The sequence below is a fragment of the uncultured Bacteroides sp. genome (assembly GCF_947632445.1).
In the GTDB taxonomy this organism is placed as follows: Bacteria; Bacteroidota; Bacteroidia; order Bacteroidales; family Bacteroidaceae; genus Bacteroides.
The window spans coordinates 36,402-55,666 of the sequence record NZ_CANRPM010000009.1; the positions used below are offsets into that span (position 1 = coordinate 36,402).

At 53.3% G+C, this 19,265-nt stretch carries 12 protein-coding genes; 10 read left to right on the forward strand and 2 right to left on the reverse strand.

The annotated features are described in order from the left end of the window. Positions 1-8 precede the first annotated feature (8 nt). Complete coding sequence (locus tag Q0Z70_RS03370; RefSeq protein ID WP_298072644.1) at positions 9-1,988, reverse strand: RagB/SusD family nutrient uptake outer membrane protein; 1,980 nt, start codon at positions 1,986-1,988, stop codon at positions 9-11. 29 nt (positions 1,989-2,017) lie between these two features. Continuing rightward, positions 2,018-5,083, reverse strand: a complete 3,066-nt coding sequence (locus tag Q0Z70_RS03375; RefSeq protein WP_298072690.1) for a TonB-dependent receptor — start codon at positions 5,081-5,083, stop codon at positions 2,018-2,020. Positions 5,084-5,572: 489 nt separating this feature from the next. On the opposite strand from Q0Z70_RS03375, the gene Q0Z70_RS03380 reads away from it, so the two are divergent. The 10 genes from Q0Z70_RS03380 (at position 5,573) to dnaG (ending at position 19,239) form a co-directional block, all read left to right on the forward strand. Further along, positions 5,573-6,685, forward strand: a complete 1,113-nt coding sequence (locus Q0Z70_RS03380; protein ID WP_298072692.1) for a DUF2027 domain-containing protein — start codon at positions 5,573-5,575, stop codon at positions 6,683-6,685. A gap of 631 nt (positions 6,686-7,316) precedes the next feature. Further along, positions 7,317-9,032 carry a single-stranded-DNA-specific exonuclease RecJ gene (gene recJ, locus Q0Z70_RS03385; RefSeq protein WP_298072646.1) on the forward strand — a complete coding sequence of 572 codons (1,716 nt, stop codon included), beginning with the start codon at positions 7,317-7,319 and terminating at the stop codon, positions 9,030-9,032. A 76-nt stretch (positions 9,033-9,108) separates the two neighbouring features. Further along, a complete protein-coding gene (locus tag Q0Z70_RS03390) occupies positions 9,109-11,007 on the forward strand; it encodes an ATP-dependent DNA helicase RecQ (RefSeq protein WP_298072648.1) in 1,899 nt (632 codons plus the stop codon). A 37-nt stretch (positions 11,008-11,044) separates the two neighbouring features. Then, positions 11,045-11,983, forward strand: coding sequence for a tetratricopeptide repeat protein (locus Q0Z70_RS03395; RefSeq protein WP_298072650.1), 939 nt, complete (start codon positions 11,045-11,047; stop codon positions 11,981-11,983). 709 nt (positions 11,984-12,692) lie between these two features. Next, positions 12,693-13,541 (forward strand): prephenate dehydratase, encoded by an 849-nt coding sequence (locus Q0Z70_RS03400; RefSeq protein WP_298072652.1) that lies wholly within the window; start codon positions 12,693-12,695, stop codon positions 13,539-13,541. Next, the gene (locus Q0Z70_RS03405; protein WP_298072654.1) at positions 13,522-14,718 is read left to right on the forward strand and encodes an aminotransferase class I/II-fold pyridoxal phosphate-dependent enzyme; all 1,197 of its coding nucleotides are present in this window, start codon (positions 13,522-13,524) and stop codon (positions 14,716-14,718) included. The genes Q0Z70_RS03400 and Q0Z70_RS03405 overlap by 20 nt, the downstream gene beginning before the upstream one ends. 131 nt (positions 14,719-14,849) lie before the next feature. Continuing rightward, positions 14,850-15,917, forward strand: a complete 1,068-nt coding sequence (locus Q0Z70_RS03410; protein WP_298072656.1) for a bifunctional 3-deoxy-7-phosphoheptulonate synthase/chorismate mutase type II — start codon at positions 14,850-14,852, stop codon at positions 15,915-15,917. Between the two features lie 3 nt (positions 15,918-15,920). Further along, positions 15,921-16,694 (forward strand): prephenate dehydrogenase/arogenate dehydrogenase family protein, encoded by a 774-nt coding sequence (locus Q0Z70_RS03415; protein ID WP_298072659.1) that lies wholly within the window; start codon positions 15,921-15,923, stop codon positions 16,692-16,694. Between the two features lie 35 nt (positions 16,695-16,729). Next, complete coding sequence (locus tag Q0Z70_RS03420) at positions 16,730-16,870, forward strand: hypothetical protein (RefSeq protein ID WP_298072661.1); 141 nt, start codon at positions 16,730-16,732, stop codon at positions 16,868-16,870. A 260-nt stretch (positions 16,871-17,130) separates the two neighbouring features. Further along, a complete protein-coding gene (gene dnaG, locus Q0Z70_RS03425) occupies positions 17,131-19,239 on the forward strand; it encodes a DNA primase (protein WP_298072663.1) in 2,109 nt (702 codons plus the stop codon). Positions 19,240-19,265: the final 26 nt, after the last annotated feature.

Below are 19,265 nucleotides of genomic sequence, written 5' to 3' on the forward strand. Positions count from 1 at the left end.
TTAAATAATTAATAGCCGGGAGCCTGCACAAACTGCGGATTCTTGTACACCTCGTTGGCAAAAAGCGGCAACAGATATAAACGGTTATGCCATGCGAAATTCTGGTCGATGGTAGTCTCCGTGTTGAAAGTCGTAAAGTCGGGATCTACGACCGTAGCATTCAGGCCCTTGCGGACACCGGCACCCATGGTTTGCGGGGCAAGCATCCAACGCCGCACGTCGTAATAGCGCTGGCCTTCGTTGAAGAGCTCGACGGAGCGTTCGTTCTGCACCCATTTCACCATCTGAGCCTGATTTCCCAATTCCTCCTGCGTCAGGGCCGGGATGCCGGCGCGTTCGCGGATAGGATTCAGAAACTCCAGCGTCTTGGCAGCATTGCCCTGGTTTGCATAACACTCGGCCAAGTTGAGATACAGTTCGGCCATGCGGATCAACGGGCGGGGTTTGTTCTCCATTGTACTACCGCTGTTGCTATAATAAGAAGCCGGTGCAAGGTATTTCTGACTCAAGTAGCCCGTCTGACAGTTGTCTCGATTGAACAGTTCGGCATTATAGCCGTGCATTTGGCCGTTTCTCAAGTTTAAGGTCAGAGGATTACCGTTGTACAGCTTCGTGCCAAAGTCGCCGCCGTCAAACGCAATCCAGGCGTAAAAACGCGGTTCGCGACGGGCATTCAACTTGATGATGTCACTGCGACTGGCCGTGCTGCTGGCATGGCCATAAATTCTGCCCGATGCACCCGCACTCTGGAACCATTGATCTTCAGGATAGAAAGCAGGGTCTTGATCGACCGGTTTGCCGTTTTCGGTATAGAACCACTTGATGCTGTTCAGCGTGGGGCTTACCCCGGAGTAACCGCTGTGCCAGCCGTTGGAATTGTTCGGATGAATGCAGTGGGGCAATGAAGCAATCAGGACATCACCCTGGTTTGCGATACCCCAAATGATTTCCATGTTGCCTTCATTTAAACGGGTGGCGGTGACGTAGCGCATCAGCAGCACACGTTCTTTGAACTCCTTGTCCTCCACACCGGTTTCGGGATTGTTCTCGTCACGCAAAGGCACGTAAGGCAGGTTTTCGGACAGACCGTCCTGGCTGATCTTGGCCCGGGCATCTTCGAGGGAGAAGAGTTTGTGGCCGGCAGCTATAGCGGCATTATAGGCCTCTTCACAAGCCTGACGGGCAACTTCCCACTTTTGGGCATCGTAGGTATGGCTTACTAATTCCTTGCCATAACCCGGAGTCTCATAATTTTTATTGACCCATTCGGGATAGGGGAAACTGCCGTTCCACAGCGGAGAAGCGGCATACACGCGCAGGCGGGCTTTCAGTGCCTTGGCCATAACCGTAGTGGCACGGCCCCATTCGTCGCCCGAACGCGTGGCGGGCAGAGAGCCACTTTCAATCGCCTCGTCGAACTTGCTGCAGATCCAATCCACCACATAGTCAAAATGACTGCGCCCGGGGTAAGCGGACTCTGGTGCCGTTTGGTCAATATATTCACTCGTAATAGCGCAGGGACCATAGGCGATAAGCGTCTGCATGTGGTAGTAAGCTATGAGGAAGTTTGTCTCAGCCAGATACATGGCTTTCTCTTGCTCGGTACTTTCTACGGCGTTATGCAGTTCGCGCTGGAACAGATAGCACTGGCCGATGAAACGGTAGTTATTGTTACCCCACGACCAGCCGTCATAGATACCGCCGGGAGTGTTGTTGTTCCACTGGATGTACTGGCCGCCATGTCCCCAGAGAGGAGGCAGCACGTACTCATCACAACCTTGCTCAAAGGCCGTGTAACTCATGGGATTGCGAATGCCGGCATAACAAGAGAACAAAAAACCGAGAGTGGTTTCGTTGTTTTGGTTTGCGTCGCTCAAGTCGGCCTGCTCGACGGGCACAATGTCCAGATAGTTGCACGAGGAGATACCGCATAGTAACAACAGCGTGAGCACGGCATTACGGATATTTCTAAATAAGGATGTTTTCATCTTTTCTCGTAATTATCAAGTTAATACATTTAAAAAGTAAGTTGTGCGCCAATGTTGAACGTGTGCTGGAACGGATAGGAGTTCCAGGAAGCCAGTTCAGGATCCCATTCCTTGAATGGACTGAACACCAGCAGATTGTCGCCCGTGAAATAGATACGTGCATGCTGATTGATGCGGTAGCCGATTTCTAAGGTCTTGAAGCGCATGAAACTTCCGTTGCGCATCCAGTAAGTACTGCCCACCGTGTTATTGGCTGTCATGGAACCGGTCAGACCCAAGCGAGGATACTTGGCGTTGGGGTTGGGGTTGGCTTCGCTCCAGTAATTGTCGGCAATGAATTTCATCACGTTGTTGTCGTTTTGTCCGAAGGGTGAAATACCGCTCATCATGATGATGCGTTTGGCAGACCCGTTGAAGAACATACCGAAATTCCAGCCTTTGTAGTCTATGTTAAGTCCCAGACCATACTGAATGCGTGGAGTTCCGCCGTATTCGGAAATCATAACCCGGTCTTCACTGTTGATGATACCGTTGCCGTCCACATCCCGATATTTGACATCACCCGGCATGACAGTACTGCCTAAGTTCTGTATAGGACTGTTGTCGATCTCTTCCTGGCTCTGGAACAGTCCTTCGGCAATGTAACCGTAAGTGGCGCTTAACGGCTTGCCCGTCGAGGTCTGCCATACATAAGGATAGAGGGGTTCGTCAAGGTCTACATATTTGTTCTGCGTGTAAGTGAAATTGCCGCGCAACTCTACAGCCAGATCCTTGTTAACCTGCTTCCGGTAAGTGGTACTCAGCTCATATCCCCAGTTGTCCACCTTACCTTTGTTGCTCCAAGGCTTGGCAGTGTAGTAAGCCAGAGATTCCGGCCATGCTTCACGATGCAGCAGGATGTTGTAACGTTTGTCGTAAAAGAAGTCGAACGTCAGCGACCAGTCTTTGAATAAGGTAGCGTCGAAACCTACGTCCAGTTTTTTCACGCGTTCCCAACCTGCATTCAACACGGCATACTGTGTCATCAAGGGGCCGTATTTAGTAATGTTGAGAGACTCACCGAACGTAAAGCCGGGACGCCCGCTACCGATAACGTTCACCTGGTCGATATAGAGGAAGTGGGGTGCCCCTGCAGCACTACCGGTCTCATCGCTACCTACCAAACCGTAGGAACCTCTCAGCTTAAAGGAGTTAACCCACTTGGTAAGGGGTTCAAAGAAAGGTTCGTTGCTTATCATCCATCCTAAAGAAATGGCAGGGAAGAACTCGAAACGGTCGTGCTTGGCCAGACGTTCGGTTCCGTTGTAACCGAAATTCAGTTCGGCCAAGTAACGCTGGGCGTAGTCATAAGTGAAACGCCCGGAGAAGCCTTGGTTACGGTTGGGCAGTACATCGGCCTTGTATTCGCGCTGCATATAGAGTAACATACCTCCGATGTTGTGATTGCCGAACTGGCGGTTGTAGTTCACTGTGGCCTGCAAGAAGAAGGTATTGTCACCGCCTCTGGAAATGCCACTTTCGGCTATGTAGTCTGTACCGCTGGTACCCACACGTTCCAGTTCATAGGTACCGGTAGCGGGATCGAAGCTGCCGTCTACGATGCGGTAGTAATAGGGTTCGATGCTGCGGTTAAAGCTGTTGCTCGACCAGTTCTTGAAGTCAATGAGCGCTGTCGCACTCAGGCCTTTCGTGATAAAGTCGAAATTCTGGGTGACTTTCAACGAGGTGTTCACGGTGTTCTCCTGGTAATTTCTATAGCTGGTCAACATGTAGGCATAAGGATTGTCGCGCACGTTGGTACCACTCAGAATAGCACTACCGAAACGCACGTGCGTATCACCTTCCTGAGCGGGGAACGTAACCGGGAAGCTGACGGGATTCGTAGTCTGAATCATACCAAAGAGGGTGCCCGTACTGTAATTAGGCCCATGATTGTTACGAATTTGGGCATTCATACGCAGATCCACCTTGGTACTGGAGGTCAGCTTGTAGGTGATGTTGTTCTGGAAGTTGTATCCCCAGTTGTTGATGTTGTTGTTGTAGGAATACACTTTCTTGGTATTTAGCAAACCCGTGTCGTGGTTGGCTTGGATACTCATGTAATAGGTAGCTTTGCTTCCACCGCCCTGCACGTTCACGTTGGCACGCTGGCTCAGAGCCATGTGCTTGAAAATGGCGTCTTCCCAGTTTACATCAGGATACATGTAGGGGTTCACGTGGTTGCGCGTGTTGTCAATCTGTTCCTGACTGTAGCGGGGAGTCCAGCTTTCGGAAGTGGAACGGGTACGCGAAGCCTCGTTGTACAGTTCCATCCAGGTGGCTCCGTCCACGAACTCAGGGAAATCGGTCATCACATTGAAGGAATTTTCCACGCTCACGTTGATTTGTGTACGCTCGTTTTCCTTACCGCTCTTCGTGGTAATCAACATCACACCGTTGGCACCTCGCGAACCGTAGATGGCGGTGGCAGAGGCATCTTTCAGGATTGAGAAACTTTCGATGGTTTCGGCCGGGATGTTGTTAAGGTCGGATGCGGAAATCTCCACGTCATCGAGCATAATAAGCGGAGTGGCGCGACCGCCGAAAGTGCTGATACCACGAATGTAAAAGCTGGCAGCCTCACCCGGAGCACCACTGCTCACGGTAGAAATCACACCGGCCAGACGACCGGCGAAAGAGGTGGTCAGCGAGGAAGTGGGCACCTTCAAAGTCGCACCCTTCACATTGGTAATTGCGCCCGTCACACTCACCTTCTTCTGCGTGCCGGCACCGACAACCACGACTTCTTCCAGCATCTCGTTGTCCGAACTCAACGTAACATTGACTACGCCGAGGTCGCCGACTTCCACTTCTTGGGACTTGTATCCGATGTAGCTGAACACCAGGACATCACGTCCCGTTGCTTGCAGCGTGAAGCGTCCGTCGACATCCGTAATGGTACCGACACCGGCATTTTTTACTTGTACGTTTACTCCAATCAGGGGAGACTGGTCCGCCGCATCGAGTACCTGACCCGTAATCGTACGTTTTTTTTGTTGTTGCTGTACTTCCATGACTGCATTCTTGCCACTCGACAACTTGTCAGGAGAGGCCATCAAGGCAAAAGGTGGCAAAAGCATGGAGAAAACAAGGCATGTTATGTAATGCCCTTTAAATGAAAATTTTTCCATTCTCACTTAGTTTTAAGATTAAACAAATAAGAAATATTCACACGTTTCTTTCCAATCATAAAAAATCGAAGAGCTTTTCATCGGTTCTTTAATACTTGTTCTGAAACTGGAGGCAAAATTAAATAAAATATTAATTGTAAATACTCAATCCAGAAAAAAAACGAATTAAAAAACATTATTTAACACTCTGAGTCTGCAAAACATGGTACAGATACCGGATAATCGTCCTCCCGCCCGGACAAGGTTATGTACTCCGCCCGAAGCAGAAACGATGACGAAACTTCGTTTTCCGCTTTGTCTTTTCCCGCGTTTGCCGTACCTTTGCCCCGAAGACAGACGGATGTGGTAAACGGGAGCAATGCAACAGCCGTACCGGCCCGTCTTGCCTGATGACTTAAAAACAGAGCGGTTATGATAAAGATAGGAGACAAAGTTCGCTTTCTGAGCGAAGTGGGTGGCGGAAAGGTCGCCGGATTTCAGGGAAAAGACATCGTGCTGGTGGAAGATGCCGACGGGTTTGACATTCCGATGCACATCCGTGAAGTGGTCGCGATCGAGACGGACGACTATAACGTACCCACGCCTGCCTCGAAAGCCGCCAAGGCCTCAAAGAAGAAGACCGAAGAACAGCCGGCTCGCCCCGCTACGCCGCAACCGGCCGAACAGCCGATGCACCGCGTGGAAAAGCCCGAAATGTCAGTCAGCCTCCAGCCGGAAATGAAGGGCGGCGACGTGCTCAACGTCTACTTGGCTTTTGTACCTGTTGACATCAAGGCGGTCAGCACCACGTCCTTTGAAAGCTATCTGGTGAACGACAGCAACTACTACCTCTATTATACTTACCTCGGTGCCGAAGGCAAGGCATGGTCGGTACGCTCGCACGGGCTGATAGAGCCGAACACAAAGCTGCTACTCGAAGAGTTTGAAAAGGCCTTGCTCAACGACTTGGAACGCGTAGCCGTACAACTGACAGCTTTCAAAGACCGCCGCTCCTTTCAGTTGAAACCTGCTGTCAGCGTAGAATTGCGTATCGACACGGTGAAATTCTACAAACTCCATACCTTCCAACAGACCGATTTCTTTGAAACACCGGCGCTGCTATACGGGATCGTAGAAAATGACCGGCCGGCCAAGCAAGTCTATGTGTCGGCCGAGGACATCCAGGAAGCGTTGTTGCAGAAACGGGCGGTCGACAATGCGCCCCGCAAGCCGCAGTCCGTCGTCAAGCGGGGAGGCAAGAACGACATCATCGAGGTGGATCTGCACATCGGCGAACTGCTGGACGACACTCGCGGCATGACCAATGGCGAGATGCTGAACTACCAGCTCGACAAGTTCCGCGAAGTGATGGAACAGTACAGGAACAAGCGCGAACAGCGTATCGTCTTTATTCACGGCAAGGGCGACGGCGTATTGCGCCGGGCGCTGCTGGATGAGCTGAAGCGCAAGTACCCCGCCTGCAAGGCACAGGACGCTTCCTTCCAGGAATACGGGTTCGGCGCTACGATGGTTACCATCAGGCTGTAGGCAGCAGACGGTATCGGCGGCTGTCTTCGGGTGAACTTACTATTTTCTTACTCCGCCACGCAGCACTTCCTGAAGTCCCGACGCAGTGCTGCGTGAGGGTGTCATGCAGTGCTTTCTGGGGAGGAGACGAAGCACTTCGTCAGAGGGTCAGCAAGCACGGTGTCAGGACGGAAAAATCTGCCCGTGAAAAAAAGAGGAAAAAAAACGGGGTTTTATCACGAATAAAATAGTCCTGTCACACCAATTTGCTGATATACAGTCGGTTGCTGCGACACGTGACAGGGCTGTGCAAACTTTTTTGAAATAAAATAAAAAATAGGCTGCCTTTAAAGGAAAGGTATTTTTTATTTTTTCACGGAAATGTTTACCAAAGGTACTAAGGTGTCGCACTAATTTATTGATAATCTGTTATTTGATGTGACAGGACTATTTTGAGCCTTCCCGGACTTATCCAAAATGATTAAAATTCGCCGGCAATGAGTTCCGCCCGTTTTTTTCCATTAAGAAAGATTTTATGTTCTTTTTTGCTCTTGTTCCAAGACTTTTTGCTACCTTTACGACTTGTTGGGAAAATGGGCCGTTTTCGCTCGCCCGACACCTGAGACCTGAAAAAGAAAAAACAATATATATAATGACTTACAAATGGAATTATCAACCCATAACCCCCGAACAGGCAGAAGCGAGCCGGCAGCTGGCGCAGGAGTTGGGCATTAGCCCCATACTTGGCCAACTGCTCATCGAACGCGGCATCACGACCGCCGCTGCTGCGCGGAAATTCTTCCGTCCGCAACTGCCCGACCTGCACGACCCGTTCCTGATGAAGGACATGGACGCAGCTGTGGCACGCCTGAACAAGGCTATGGGAAAGAAAGAACGGATTCTGATTTACGGAGACTATGACGTGGACGGTACCACCGCTGTGGCACTGGTCTACAAGTTTATTCAACAGTTTTATTCGAACATCGACTATTACATCCCCGACCGCTACAACGAAGGCTACGGGGTGTCCTACAAGGGAGTGGACTATGCTGTGGAGACGGGCGTGAAGCTCGTCATCGTGCTGGATTGCGGCATCAAGGCCGTAGAGGAGATTACGTATGCGCGGGAGAAAGGCATTGATTTCATTATCTGCGACCACCACGTGCCCGACGAGGAGCTGCCGCCTGCTGTGGCCATCCTGAACGCCAAACGTGCGGACAACACGTACCCCTACGAACACCTGTCGGGCTGCGGCGTGGGCTTCAAGTTCATGCAGGCCTTTACGATGAGCAACGGCATCGAGTTCCATCACCTGATTCCCCTGCTCGACCTTGTCGCCGTAAGCATCGCTTCGGACATCGTACCCATTATGGGCGAGAACCGCATCCTGGCCTATCACGGTCTGAAGCAGCTTAACAGCAACCCCAGCATCGGCCTGAAGGCTATCATCGACGTCTGCGGACTGACGGACAAGGAACTGACCATCGGCGACATCGTCTTTAAGATCGGGCCGCGCATCAATGCGTCGGGACGCATCCAGAACGGCAAGGAGGCCGTAGACCTGCTGACGGAAAAAGACTTCTCCACCGCCCGCGAGAAGGCCGGACAAATCAACCAGTACAACGAGACGCGCAAAGACTTGGACAAGAGTATGACCGAAGAGGCCAACCACATCGTGGAGGGGCTGGACGGACTGTCCGACCGCCGCTCCATCGTGATTTACAACGAAGCGTGGCACAAGGGCGTCATCGGCATCGTGGCCTCACGCCTGACGGAAGTCTACTATCGCCCCGCCGTCGTGCTGACGCGCACCAACGACATGGCTACCGGTTCGGCACGCTCCGTCTCAGGCTTCGACGTGTACAAGGCCATCGAATACTGCCGCGACCTGCTTGAGAACTTCGGCGGACACACCTACGCCGCCGGCCTGTCGATGAAGGTGGAGAACGTGCCCGCCTTTACCGAGCGGTTCGAAGAGTTCGTGTCCCAACACATCCTGCCGGAACAGACCAGCGCCGTAATCGACATCGACGCCGAAATAGACTTCAAGGACATCACGCCCAAGTTCTTCAATGACCTGAAGAAGTTCAACCCTTTCGGGCCGGAGAACACGAAGCCGACGTTCTGCACCCACAACGTCTACGACTACGGCACGAGCAAGGTGGTGGGCCGAGACCAGGAGCACATCAAGCTGGAACTGGTGGACAACAAGTCGAACAACGTGATGAACGGCATCGCTTTCGGCCAAAGCTCGCACGTGCGCTACATCAAGACGAAACGCTCGTTCGACATCTGCTTCACCATCGAGGAGAATACCCACAAGAGGGGCGAAGTGCAGCTCCAGATAGAGGATATCAAGCCGAATTGACGCTCTCAGGCCGTGCCTGAATTTCTGCCAATCGGTGCACCAATCGTTCACACTCATCAAACCGAACCGGGCGGTCATGGACTACAAGGAAATACTGAAGCAATATTGGGGCTACGACTCCTTTCGCGGCATACAGGAGGACATCATCCGCAGCATCGGCGAGGGGCGCGATACGTTGGGACTGATGCCGACCGGGGGCGGAAAGTCCGTTACCTTTCAGGTGCCCGCCCTGGCGCGGGAAGGCATGTGCTTGGTCATCACCCCGCTCATCGCCCTGATGAAAGACCAGGTGCAGAACCTGAAGCGGCGGGGCATCAAGGCTTTGGCCGTCTATTCGGGCATGAACCGTCAGGACATCATCACGACGTTGGAAAACGCCATCTTCGGCAACTACAAGTTTCTCTACATCTCGCCCGAACGGTTGGACACGGAAATCTTCCGTATCAAGCTGGCCAAGATGAAAATCAGTCTGATCACGGTGGACGAAAGCCATTGCATCTCGCAATGGGGGTACGATTTCCGCCCCGCCTACCTGAAAATAGCCGAGGTACGCCGCCTGCTGCCGGGCGTTCCCGTACTGGCCCTGACCGCCACCGCCACGCCGGAAGTGGTGAAAGACATCCAGCAGCGATTGGAATTCCGCGAGGAGAATGTATTCCGCATGAGCTTCGAGCGAACCAATCTGGCCTACGTGGTGCGGCAGACGGAGAACAAGGCCGTAGAGCTGCTGCACATCCTGCAACGCATGGAGGGCAGTGCCATCCTCTACGTGCGCAACCGCCGGCGTACCAAAGAGGTGGCCGAATGGCTGCAACAGCAGGGCATCACCGCCGACTTTTACCACGCCGGACTGGACGATGCCGTGAAGGACATCCGCCAACAGCGGTGGCAGAAGGGCGAGAGCCGTGTGATGGTAGCCACCAACGCTTTCGGCATGGGCATCGACAAGCCGGACGTGCGGCTGGTCATCCACCTGGACTTGCCCGACTCCATTGAAGCCTACTTTCAGGAGGCGGGCCGTGCAGGTCGCGACGGGCGGAAGTCCTACGCCATCATCCTCTACGCCAAATCGGACGGCACCACCCTGCGCAAGCGCATCTCCGACAACTATCCGGGAAAAGATTACATCCGCGACGTCTACGAGCATCTGCAATACTACTACGAAATGGCGATGGGCGACGGACGGGGCTGTGTGCGCGAGTTCGACATCGAGGACTTCTGCCGCAAGTTCAAGTACTTCCCCGTTCCGGTAGACAGTGCCCTGAAAATCCTGACGCAGGCCGGCTATTTGGAATATACCGACGAACAGGACAACGCCTCGCGCCTGCTCTTCAGCATAGGGCGTGAAGAACTGTACAGGCTGCACGAACCGGGGGAGGAGATGGAGCGCCTTATCCAGACAGCTTTGCGCTCCTACACCGGCCTGTTTACGGACTACGCTTTCATCAGCGAGGAGACATTGGCCGTGCGCACCGGCCTTACCCACCGGCAAGTCTACGAAATGTTGAAGGAACTCTCCCGGCGGCGCATTGTCAGCTACATCCCCCGCAAAAAGACACCTTATATTATTTATACGCGCGAGCGGGTGGAGAGCGACCGGCTGAACATTCCGCCCGCCGTCTACGAAGAGCGGAAGGCACGCTGCGAGCAGCGTATCAAGGCGATGCTCGAATACGTCACCAACGATACCTCTTGCCGCAGCCGCATGCTGCTGCACTACTTCGGCGAACAGAACGAACACGACTGCGGCCAGTGCGACACCTGTCTCAGACTCAGGCATAAGACCACGACAGACAGGACGGCCGACGATCTGTCCGAGAGGATTTTACACTGTCTGGACGGCCATCCCCTTACGCCGGCAGCCCTGGCCGACCGGCTTCTTGTAGAGAAAGACCTGCTGACAGAGACTTTGCGCCGGATGATGGACGACAAACAAATATTTGCCCGTCACGGAATGCTGCAAATCAGAAAATAATTCATTACTTTTGTCCCGCAATCAATCAGAAACAGCTATGGGATTTTTCAAATCATTGTTCTCCGGGAAGCCCTCCGATTCCGAAGAGGAGCAACAGAAGAATAAACAAAAGAACTTCGAGATATTCAAATACGACGGTATGCGTGCCCAACGCATGGGACGCAGCGACTATGCCGTCAAATGCTTTCAGGAAGCGCTGGCCCTGCAGGAAGATTTCGAGACGATGGGGTACCTGGTACAGGTCTATATACAGACCAACCGGCTGGCCGAGGCACGCCGCCTGCTGGAGCGCATGGCGCAAATCGAACCGACACACACCAACACGTTCCTGAACCTGGCCAATGTATGTTTCGTGCAGGAAGACTATCCGGCTATGGCTGAGGCTGCCCGGAAAGCCATTGCCATCGAAGAAGGCAACGCAATGGCCCACTATCTGCTGGGCAAGGCGACGGACGGACAGGGCGACGGCATCATGTGCATTGCCCACCTGACAAAGGCCATCCTGCTGAAGGACGACTTCACGGAAGCGCGTCTGCTGCGTGCCGAGGCACTGATAAAGATGCAGCAATACAAAGAGGCTACGGAAGATATTGAAGCCATCCTGAGCCGGGACTCCGGCGAAGAGAACGCTTTGCTGCTCCGCGGCCGTATCAAAGAAGCCAACGGACAACCGGAAGAAGCCGAAGCCGACTACCGCAAGGTGACAGACGATAATCCGTTCAACGAACAGGCCTATCTGTACCTGGGCCGACTGTATATCGGACAGAAGAAAATGACGGAGGCAATCGCCGTCTTTGACGAAGCAATCGAACTGAATCCCAACTTTGCCAAGGCATACCATGAACGCGGCCGTGCCAAGCTGCTGAACGGCGACAAAGACGGAGCCACGGAAGACATGAAGAAGGGGCTGGAGCTGAACCCGAAGGAAAGCGAGGCCTTCAACGGCGAATACAACAACCGGCCGGAGGCACATTGATGCGGGAATTAGATGAAAAATACTGACAGTTGAAGCCTCCTTTCCGGCCGTTTTCCCGCCCATTTGCCTTCGCCGGAAAGGGGGGGGGGTTCAGACCCCCGTCAGAAGGTGTTCTGGAGGGGGGGGGTTCAATCGATCCTCCGTATCGATCATCATCGATCTTCCGTATCGATCATCATCGATCCTCCGTATCGATCATCGTCGATCTTCCGTATCGACAGAAGCCGATGTTCCGAGTCGACAGGGAAGGGTGTTCGGCATTGGTAATAAATATATACATTATCCTTTCGGTGCAATACCACGTTCTACGGGGGATGTCGTCGCGCAGAAATACATATAATACTCAAAAACGGGGTTCCGCAGAAATAATCACGGTCGCCTATTCGTTACCCGAATTTCTGCCATTTCCCACAATCATCCTTGTTCAGTGGAATAAAATTGATACGTTTTTCAAAAAAAACATGGAATATTGTTTGCATTTCAAAGAAAAGCATTACATTTGCCGACGAAATAACAACAAAAGCGAAATATGAATCTGTTTGCTTACGCATATTACTTCTTCTTTTACTTTTACTTTAGCCACAGAGTAGAGCGGGAGTTTGTATGTGTCAAGTGACAGTGACGCTTAAGAACTGAATAAAGGACTGAAATGAAAGATACGGATCCCGCTCCCATGATTTGGAAGCGGGTTTTTTGTTAATACAACGATATGAGACGAATAGCCATTCAAGGAACGCTGGGTTCCTTCCACGACATTGCAGCACACCGATACTTCGAAGGCGAAGACCTCGAACTGATTTGTTGCGCTACGTTTGAAGACGTGTTCAAGTCGATCCGTCAGGACAGCCAGGTCATCGGCATGCTGGCCATCGAGAACACCATTGCGGGTAGTCTGCTCTACAACAACGAACTGCTGAGACAGAGCGGTACGCAAATCATCGGCGAGCACAAGCTGCGCATCTCACACAGCTTCGTCTGCCTGCCTGAGGAGGACTGGGACGACATCACCGAGGTCAACTCACACCCCATCGCCCTGATGCAATGCCGCGAGTTCCTGAGCCTGCACCCGAATATCAAGGTTGTGGAAAGCGAGGACACGGCCCTCAGCGCCGAAATCATCAAGAAGGAACATCTGAAAGGGCATGCCGCCATCTGTGCGAAAGCCGCAGCCGAACTTTATGGCATGAAGGTGCTGCAGGAGGGCATCGAGACGAACAAGCATAACTTCACCCGCTTCCTCGTGGTGGCCGACCCGTGGCAGGTGGACGAGCTGAACCGCCATCGTAACCGCGAACCCGACAAGGCCAGCTTAGTGTTCACCCTGCCTCACACCGAGGGGAGCCTCTCGCAGGTACTGTCCATCCTCTCGTTCTACCGCATCAACCTGACCAAGATCCAGTCACTGCCCATCATCGGACGGGAATGGGAATACCAGTTCTACGTGGATGTCATGTTCGACCAGCTCTTGCGATACAAACAGGCGCTTGCCGCCATCAGCCCGCTGACCAAAGAATTAAAGATATTAGGAGAATACGAAGATGGAAAATCAACACTCTGATAAAGGAACAGGCTACCGGCCGGCCGACCGGCTGACTTCGGTCAGCGAATACTACTTCTCACGTAAATTGAAAGAAGTGGCACAGATGAATGCGCAGGGCATGGACGTCATCAGCTTGGGCATCGGAAGCCCCGACATGCCGCCCTCCGAACAGACCATCCGCACGTTGTGCGAAGCGGCACAGAATCCCGACGGACACGGGTACATGCCTTATATAGGCATCCCCGAACTGCGCAAGAGCTTTGCTGCCTGGTATCGCCGCTGGTACGGAGTAGACCTCGACCCGCAGACAGAAATACAGCCGCTCATCGGCTCGAAGGAAGGCATCCTGCACGTCACACTGGCTTTTGTAAACCCCGGCGAGCAGGTATTGGTTCCAAATCCGGGCTACCCCACCTACACCTCGCTAAGCAAGATACTGGGCGCTGAAGTGGTGAACTACGACCTGAAGGAAGAAGACGGCTGGATGCCCGACTGGGAACAGTTGGAAGCTCTGGACACGAGCCGTGTCAAGCTGATGTGGACTAACTACCCCAACATGCCTACCGGTGCACCTGCCACTCCCGAACTTTACAGACGGCTGGTAGATTTTGCCCGCAGGAAAGGCATCATCATCGTGAATGACAATCCCTACAGCTTCATCCTGAACGACCATCCGCTGAGCATCCTCAGCGTGCCGGGCGCAAAGGAGTGCTGTATAGAGTTCAACTCCATGAGTAAGAGCCACAACATGCCGGGCTGGCGCATCGGTATGCTCGCCTCGAATCCGCAGTTCGTGCAATGGGTGCTGAAGGTGAAGAGCAACATCGACAGCGGTATGTTCCGCGCCATGCAGCTGGCCGCCGCCACAGCTCTCGAAGCTGACACCGACTGGTACGAAGGCAATAACCGCAACTATCGGAACCGTCGCCGCCTGGCCGGAGAAATTATGCACACACTGGGCTGCACCTATGACGAGCGGCAGGTGGGCATGTTCCTTTGGGGACGCATCCCCGACACATGCAAGGACGTGGAGGAACTGACTGAACATGTGCTCCACGAAGCCCGCGTCTTCATCACTCCCGGCTTCATCTTCGGCTCGAACGGGGCGCGATACATCCGCATCTCGCTCTGCTGTAAGGACGCGAAACTGGAGGAAGCGCTGGAGAGAATCAAGAAAATGAAAAACAAGGAATGAAGAATTTCAAACCGCTTCATTCGCAAGACATAGAAACAATTAATAATAAATAGAAGAACTACAATGATGAAGCCGCAAGAACGCAAGAGGAAATGCTTCATTCTTCATTCATCATTCTTAATTCAATCGTTATGGAACTCGAATTAGAGAAAATTACGCTTCCGGGTGTGGACGAAAAGCGTCCTCTGGTGATTGCAGGCCCTTGCAGCGCCGAAACTGAAGAACAAGTGATGGAAACCGCACGCCAACTGGCCGGCCGAGGCATCAAGATATTCCGTGCCGGCATCTGGAAACCCCGCACCAAGCCCGGAGGTTTCGAAGGCGTGGGTGTGGACGGGCTGCCCTGGCTCAAGGAAGTGAAGCAGGAAACGGGTATGTACATAGCTACCGAAGTAGCTACGGCCAAGCATGTATTCGAGGCCCTGAAGGCCGGTGTCGACATCCTGTGGATCGGTGCCCGCACGGCTGCCAACCCCTTTGCCATGCAGGAAATAGCCGACTCGCTGCGCGGCGTGGACATTCCCGTGCTGGTAAAGAACCCCGTAAACCCCGACCTCGAACTGTGGATAGGAGCCCTCGAACGCATCAACCAAGCCGGACTGAAGCGACTGGCAGCCATCCACCGCGGTTTCTCGGCCTACGACAAGCGCATCTACCGCAACCTGCCGCAGTGGCACATCCCCATCGAGCTGCGCCGCCGCATCCCCGACCTGCCTATCCTGTGCGATCCGAGTCACATCGGCGGTAAGCGTGAGTTGATAGCTCCGCTGTGTCAGCAAGCTATGGATTTGGGCTTCGACGGTCTCATTGTGGAAAGCCATTGTAACCCCGACTGCGCCTGGAGCGACGCTGCCCAGCAGGTGACACCGGACATTCTGGACTACATCCTGAACCTGCTCGTCATCCGCGAAACGAACCAAAGCACCGAGAACCTGAACGAACTGCGCAAGCAAATCGACGAATGCGACAACGACCTGATCCAGGTACTGGCCAAGCGAATGCGTGTGGCACGCGAAATCGGTACCTATAAGAAAGAGCACGGCATGACCATCCTCCAGACAGGCCGTTACAACGAAATTCTGGAGAAACGCGGTTCACAGGGCGCCTCGTGCGGTATGGATGCCGACTTTATTAAGAAAGTGTTCGATGCCATACACGAAGAGAGTATAAGGCAGCAGATGGAAATAATCAATAAGTAATCTATGAGAATTCTGATCCTCGGAGCTGGAAAGATGGGCTCCTTCTTCAACGACGTACTGAGTTTCCAGCACGAAACGGCTGTGTTCGACGTCAATCCGCACCAGCTGCGCTTCGTCTACAACACCTACCGTTTCACCACGCCGGACGAAATAAAGGAATTTGAACCCGAACTGGTGATTAACGCCGCTACGGTGAAATACACCCTTGACGCCTTCCGCCAGGTGCTGCCTGTGCTGCCCAAGGACTGCATCCTGAGCGACATTGCCTCCGTGAAGACCGGCCTGAAGGCTTTCTACAAGGAAAGCGGCTTCCGCTACGTGTCCACGCATCCCATGTTTGGTCCCACGTTTGCCAGCCTCAGCAACCTGAGCACGGAGAATGCCATTATTATCACTGAAGGCGACCACCTGGGCCGTATCTTCTTCAAAGATCTCTATCAGACGCTGAAGCTGAACATCTTTGAATACACCTTCGACGAGCACGACGAGACAGTGGCCTACTCCTTGTCCATTCCTTTCGTGTCGACTTTTGTCTTCGCTGCCGTGATGAAACATCAGGACGCGCCGGGCACTACCTTCAAGAAGCACATGGCCATTGCCCGCGGCCTGCTGAACGAAGACGATTACCTGTTGCAGGAAATCCTCTTCAACCCCCGCACACCCGCCCAAGTGGCCAACATCCGCACGGAGCTGAAGAGCCTGCTCGACATCATCGAACGGAAGGATGCCGACGGCATGAGGCAATACCTGACAAAGATTCGGGAGAAAATCAAATGACATAAATCCCGTTCTTGCAATCCGTCGAATAGGATGTGAAAGTCTTTTCCGGTTGCTGCCTGAAGAAACATGAGATGATGGGCACCTCTTCAGGCTGCGTACTCAAGGCAGAAGGACAGCCCACACTCTACATTATGGGCAATTGTGTCTGGAACGGAGCACTCAAACGAATGTAAAGTGACGCTTTATGCACCCGAAGTGATACATTTCCGCCGTCAAAACGGATGCTTTCGTCCTGAAGTTCCGATTGGATGCTCCTTTCCCGCTTCGCGTCCGTTGCATCAACCCGACTTTGAGTCCGAAAGAAACAAATCTCAGCTATGAGGAAAATCAAAATGTCGACGGTCGACAAAAAGATATTTCCACTTTTTCTCCGTCAATACTGCCTGCCGGACGATACATTATCCGAAAATAACCCGTACCTTTGTCCACCGAAATGATAGACCAAGCCACCATAGATCGGATACTGGACGCGGCGCAGATTTACGACGTTGTGTCGGACTTCGTGACCCTGCGCAAGCGCGGTGTCAACTACGTGGGCCTCTGTCCTTTTCACGACGACAAGACGCCCTCGTTCTACGTCTCGCCCGCCAAGGGCCTTTGTAAGTGTTTCGCCTGCGGCAAAGGGGGGAATGCCGTCCATTTCATCATGGAGCACGAACAGCTTAGTTACCCGGACGCCCTGCGTTTCCTGGCCAAGAAATACGGAATCGAAATCAAAGAACGCGAGCTGACGGGCGAAGAGAAGGCTGCACAGAGCGAGCGCGAGAGTCTGTTCGTGGTCAACCAATGGGCCAACGACTACTTCCGCCGCACCTTGCGGCAGACCGAAGAGGGGCGTAACATCGGCATGGCTTATTTCCGCAACCGGGGCTTCCGCGACGACATCATCGAGAAGTTTCAGCTGGGCTACTGCACCGAAAGCCACGACGCCATGTCCAAGGAAGCCATTAGCAAAGGATACAAGGAGGAATATCTGGTGAAAACCGGCCTTTGCTACGAGACAGACGACCATCGCCTGCGCGACCGTTTCTGGGGACGCGTCATCTTCCCCGTCCATACGCTGAGCGGCAAGGTGGTCGCTTTCGGTGGACGCGTGCTGGCTGCTGCCACCAAAGGCGTGAAAGTGAAGTACGTCAACTCACCCGAATCGGAAATCTATCACAAGAGTAACGAACTCTACGGCATGTATCAGGCCAAACAGACCATCATCAAGCAGGATCGCTGCTACCTGGTGGAAGGTTACACAGATGTCATTTCCATGCACCAAAGCGGGGTGGAGAATGTAGTGGCCTCATCGGGTACGGCGCTCACCACGCAGCAAATCAGGTTGATACGCCGTTTTACCAACAACCTGACAGTGCTCTACGACGGCGATGCCGCCGGCATCAAGGCCTCTTTGCGCGGCATCGACATGCTGCTCGAAGAGGGGATGAACATCAAAGTATGTCTCCTGCCCGACGGCGACGACCCCGATTCCTATGCCCGCAAGCACAACTCCACAGAGTTTCAAGCCTTCATCAAGGAGCACGAAACGGACTTTATCCGCTTCAAGACCAATCTGTTGATGGAAGACGCGGGACAGGATCCCATCCGCCGGGCCGAACTGATAGGCAACATTGTGCAGAGCATCTCCGTGATCCCCGAAGCCATCGTGCGCGACGTATATATAAAAGAATGTGCCCAGCTACTGCATGTCGAAGACCGCCTGCTTGTTTCCGAAGTGGCCAAACGCCGCGAAAAGGAAGCCGAACGCAAGGCCGAACAGCGTGAACGCGAACGCCACCGCAACACGTCAGGCACACAACCGACTGACAGCCCACAAGTGCAGGAGGATAATCTCGCTGCTCCCACAGCAGATAACCTACCCTCCGAAGCCCATCCAGCCACCCTCCACTCTGAAGATCCTTCCACACCGACGCCGGTTACTGCGGAAACAAGGGACAACTACACATCCTTTATCCCTCAAGAGGACAAAGAAGGGCAGGAATTCTACCGTTACGAGCGGCTCATCCTGCAGATGGTCGTCCGCTATGGCGAGCGCGTTATGTACAACGTGGCTGACGAAGAGGGCAAGGAAATCCCCATAACAGTCATCGAGTTCGTGGTGGCCGACCTTCAGCGGGACGACCTGGCTTTCCACAATCCGCTCCATCGCCAGATGATGGCGGAGGCCGCCGCCCACCTGCATGACGAAGGTTTCCGGGCTGAACACTACTTCCTGACACATCCCGACTCCGTCATCAGCCGCCTGAGTACGGAACTCATCAGCGACCGTTATCAGCTGAGCAAGTACCACTACAAGAATCAGAAGATTGTAACCGACGAAGAACGGCTCTACGAGCTGGTACCGTTGCTTACCACTAACTTCAAGTATGCCATCGTGGGCGAGGAACTAAAACACATGATGCGTGCCCTGCAGGATCCCAAAGTAGTGCAGGACGAGACACAATGCAACGCCATCATGCAACGCTACAGCGAGCTACGCGAAATACAAGGCATCATGGCTAAGCGCTTGGGCGACCGTGTAGTGCTTAGTCTATAGTACTGTCAAACCATGATAAGTCAAGG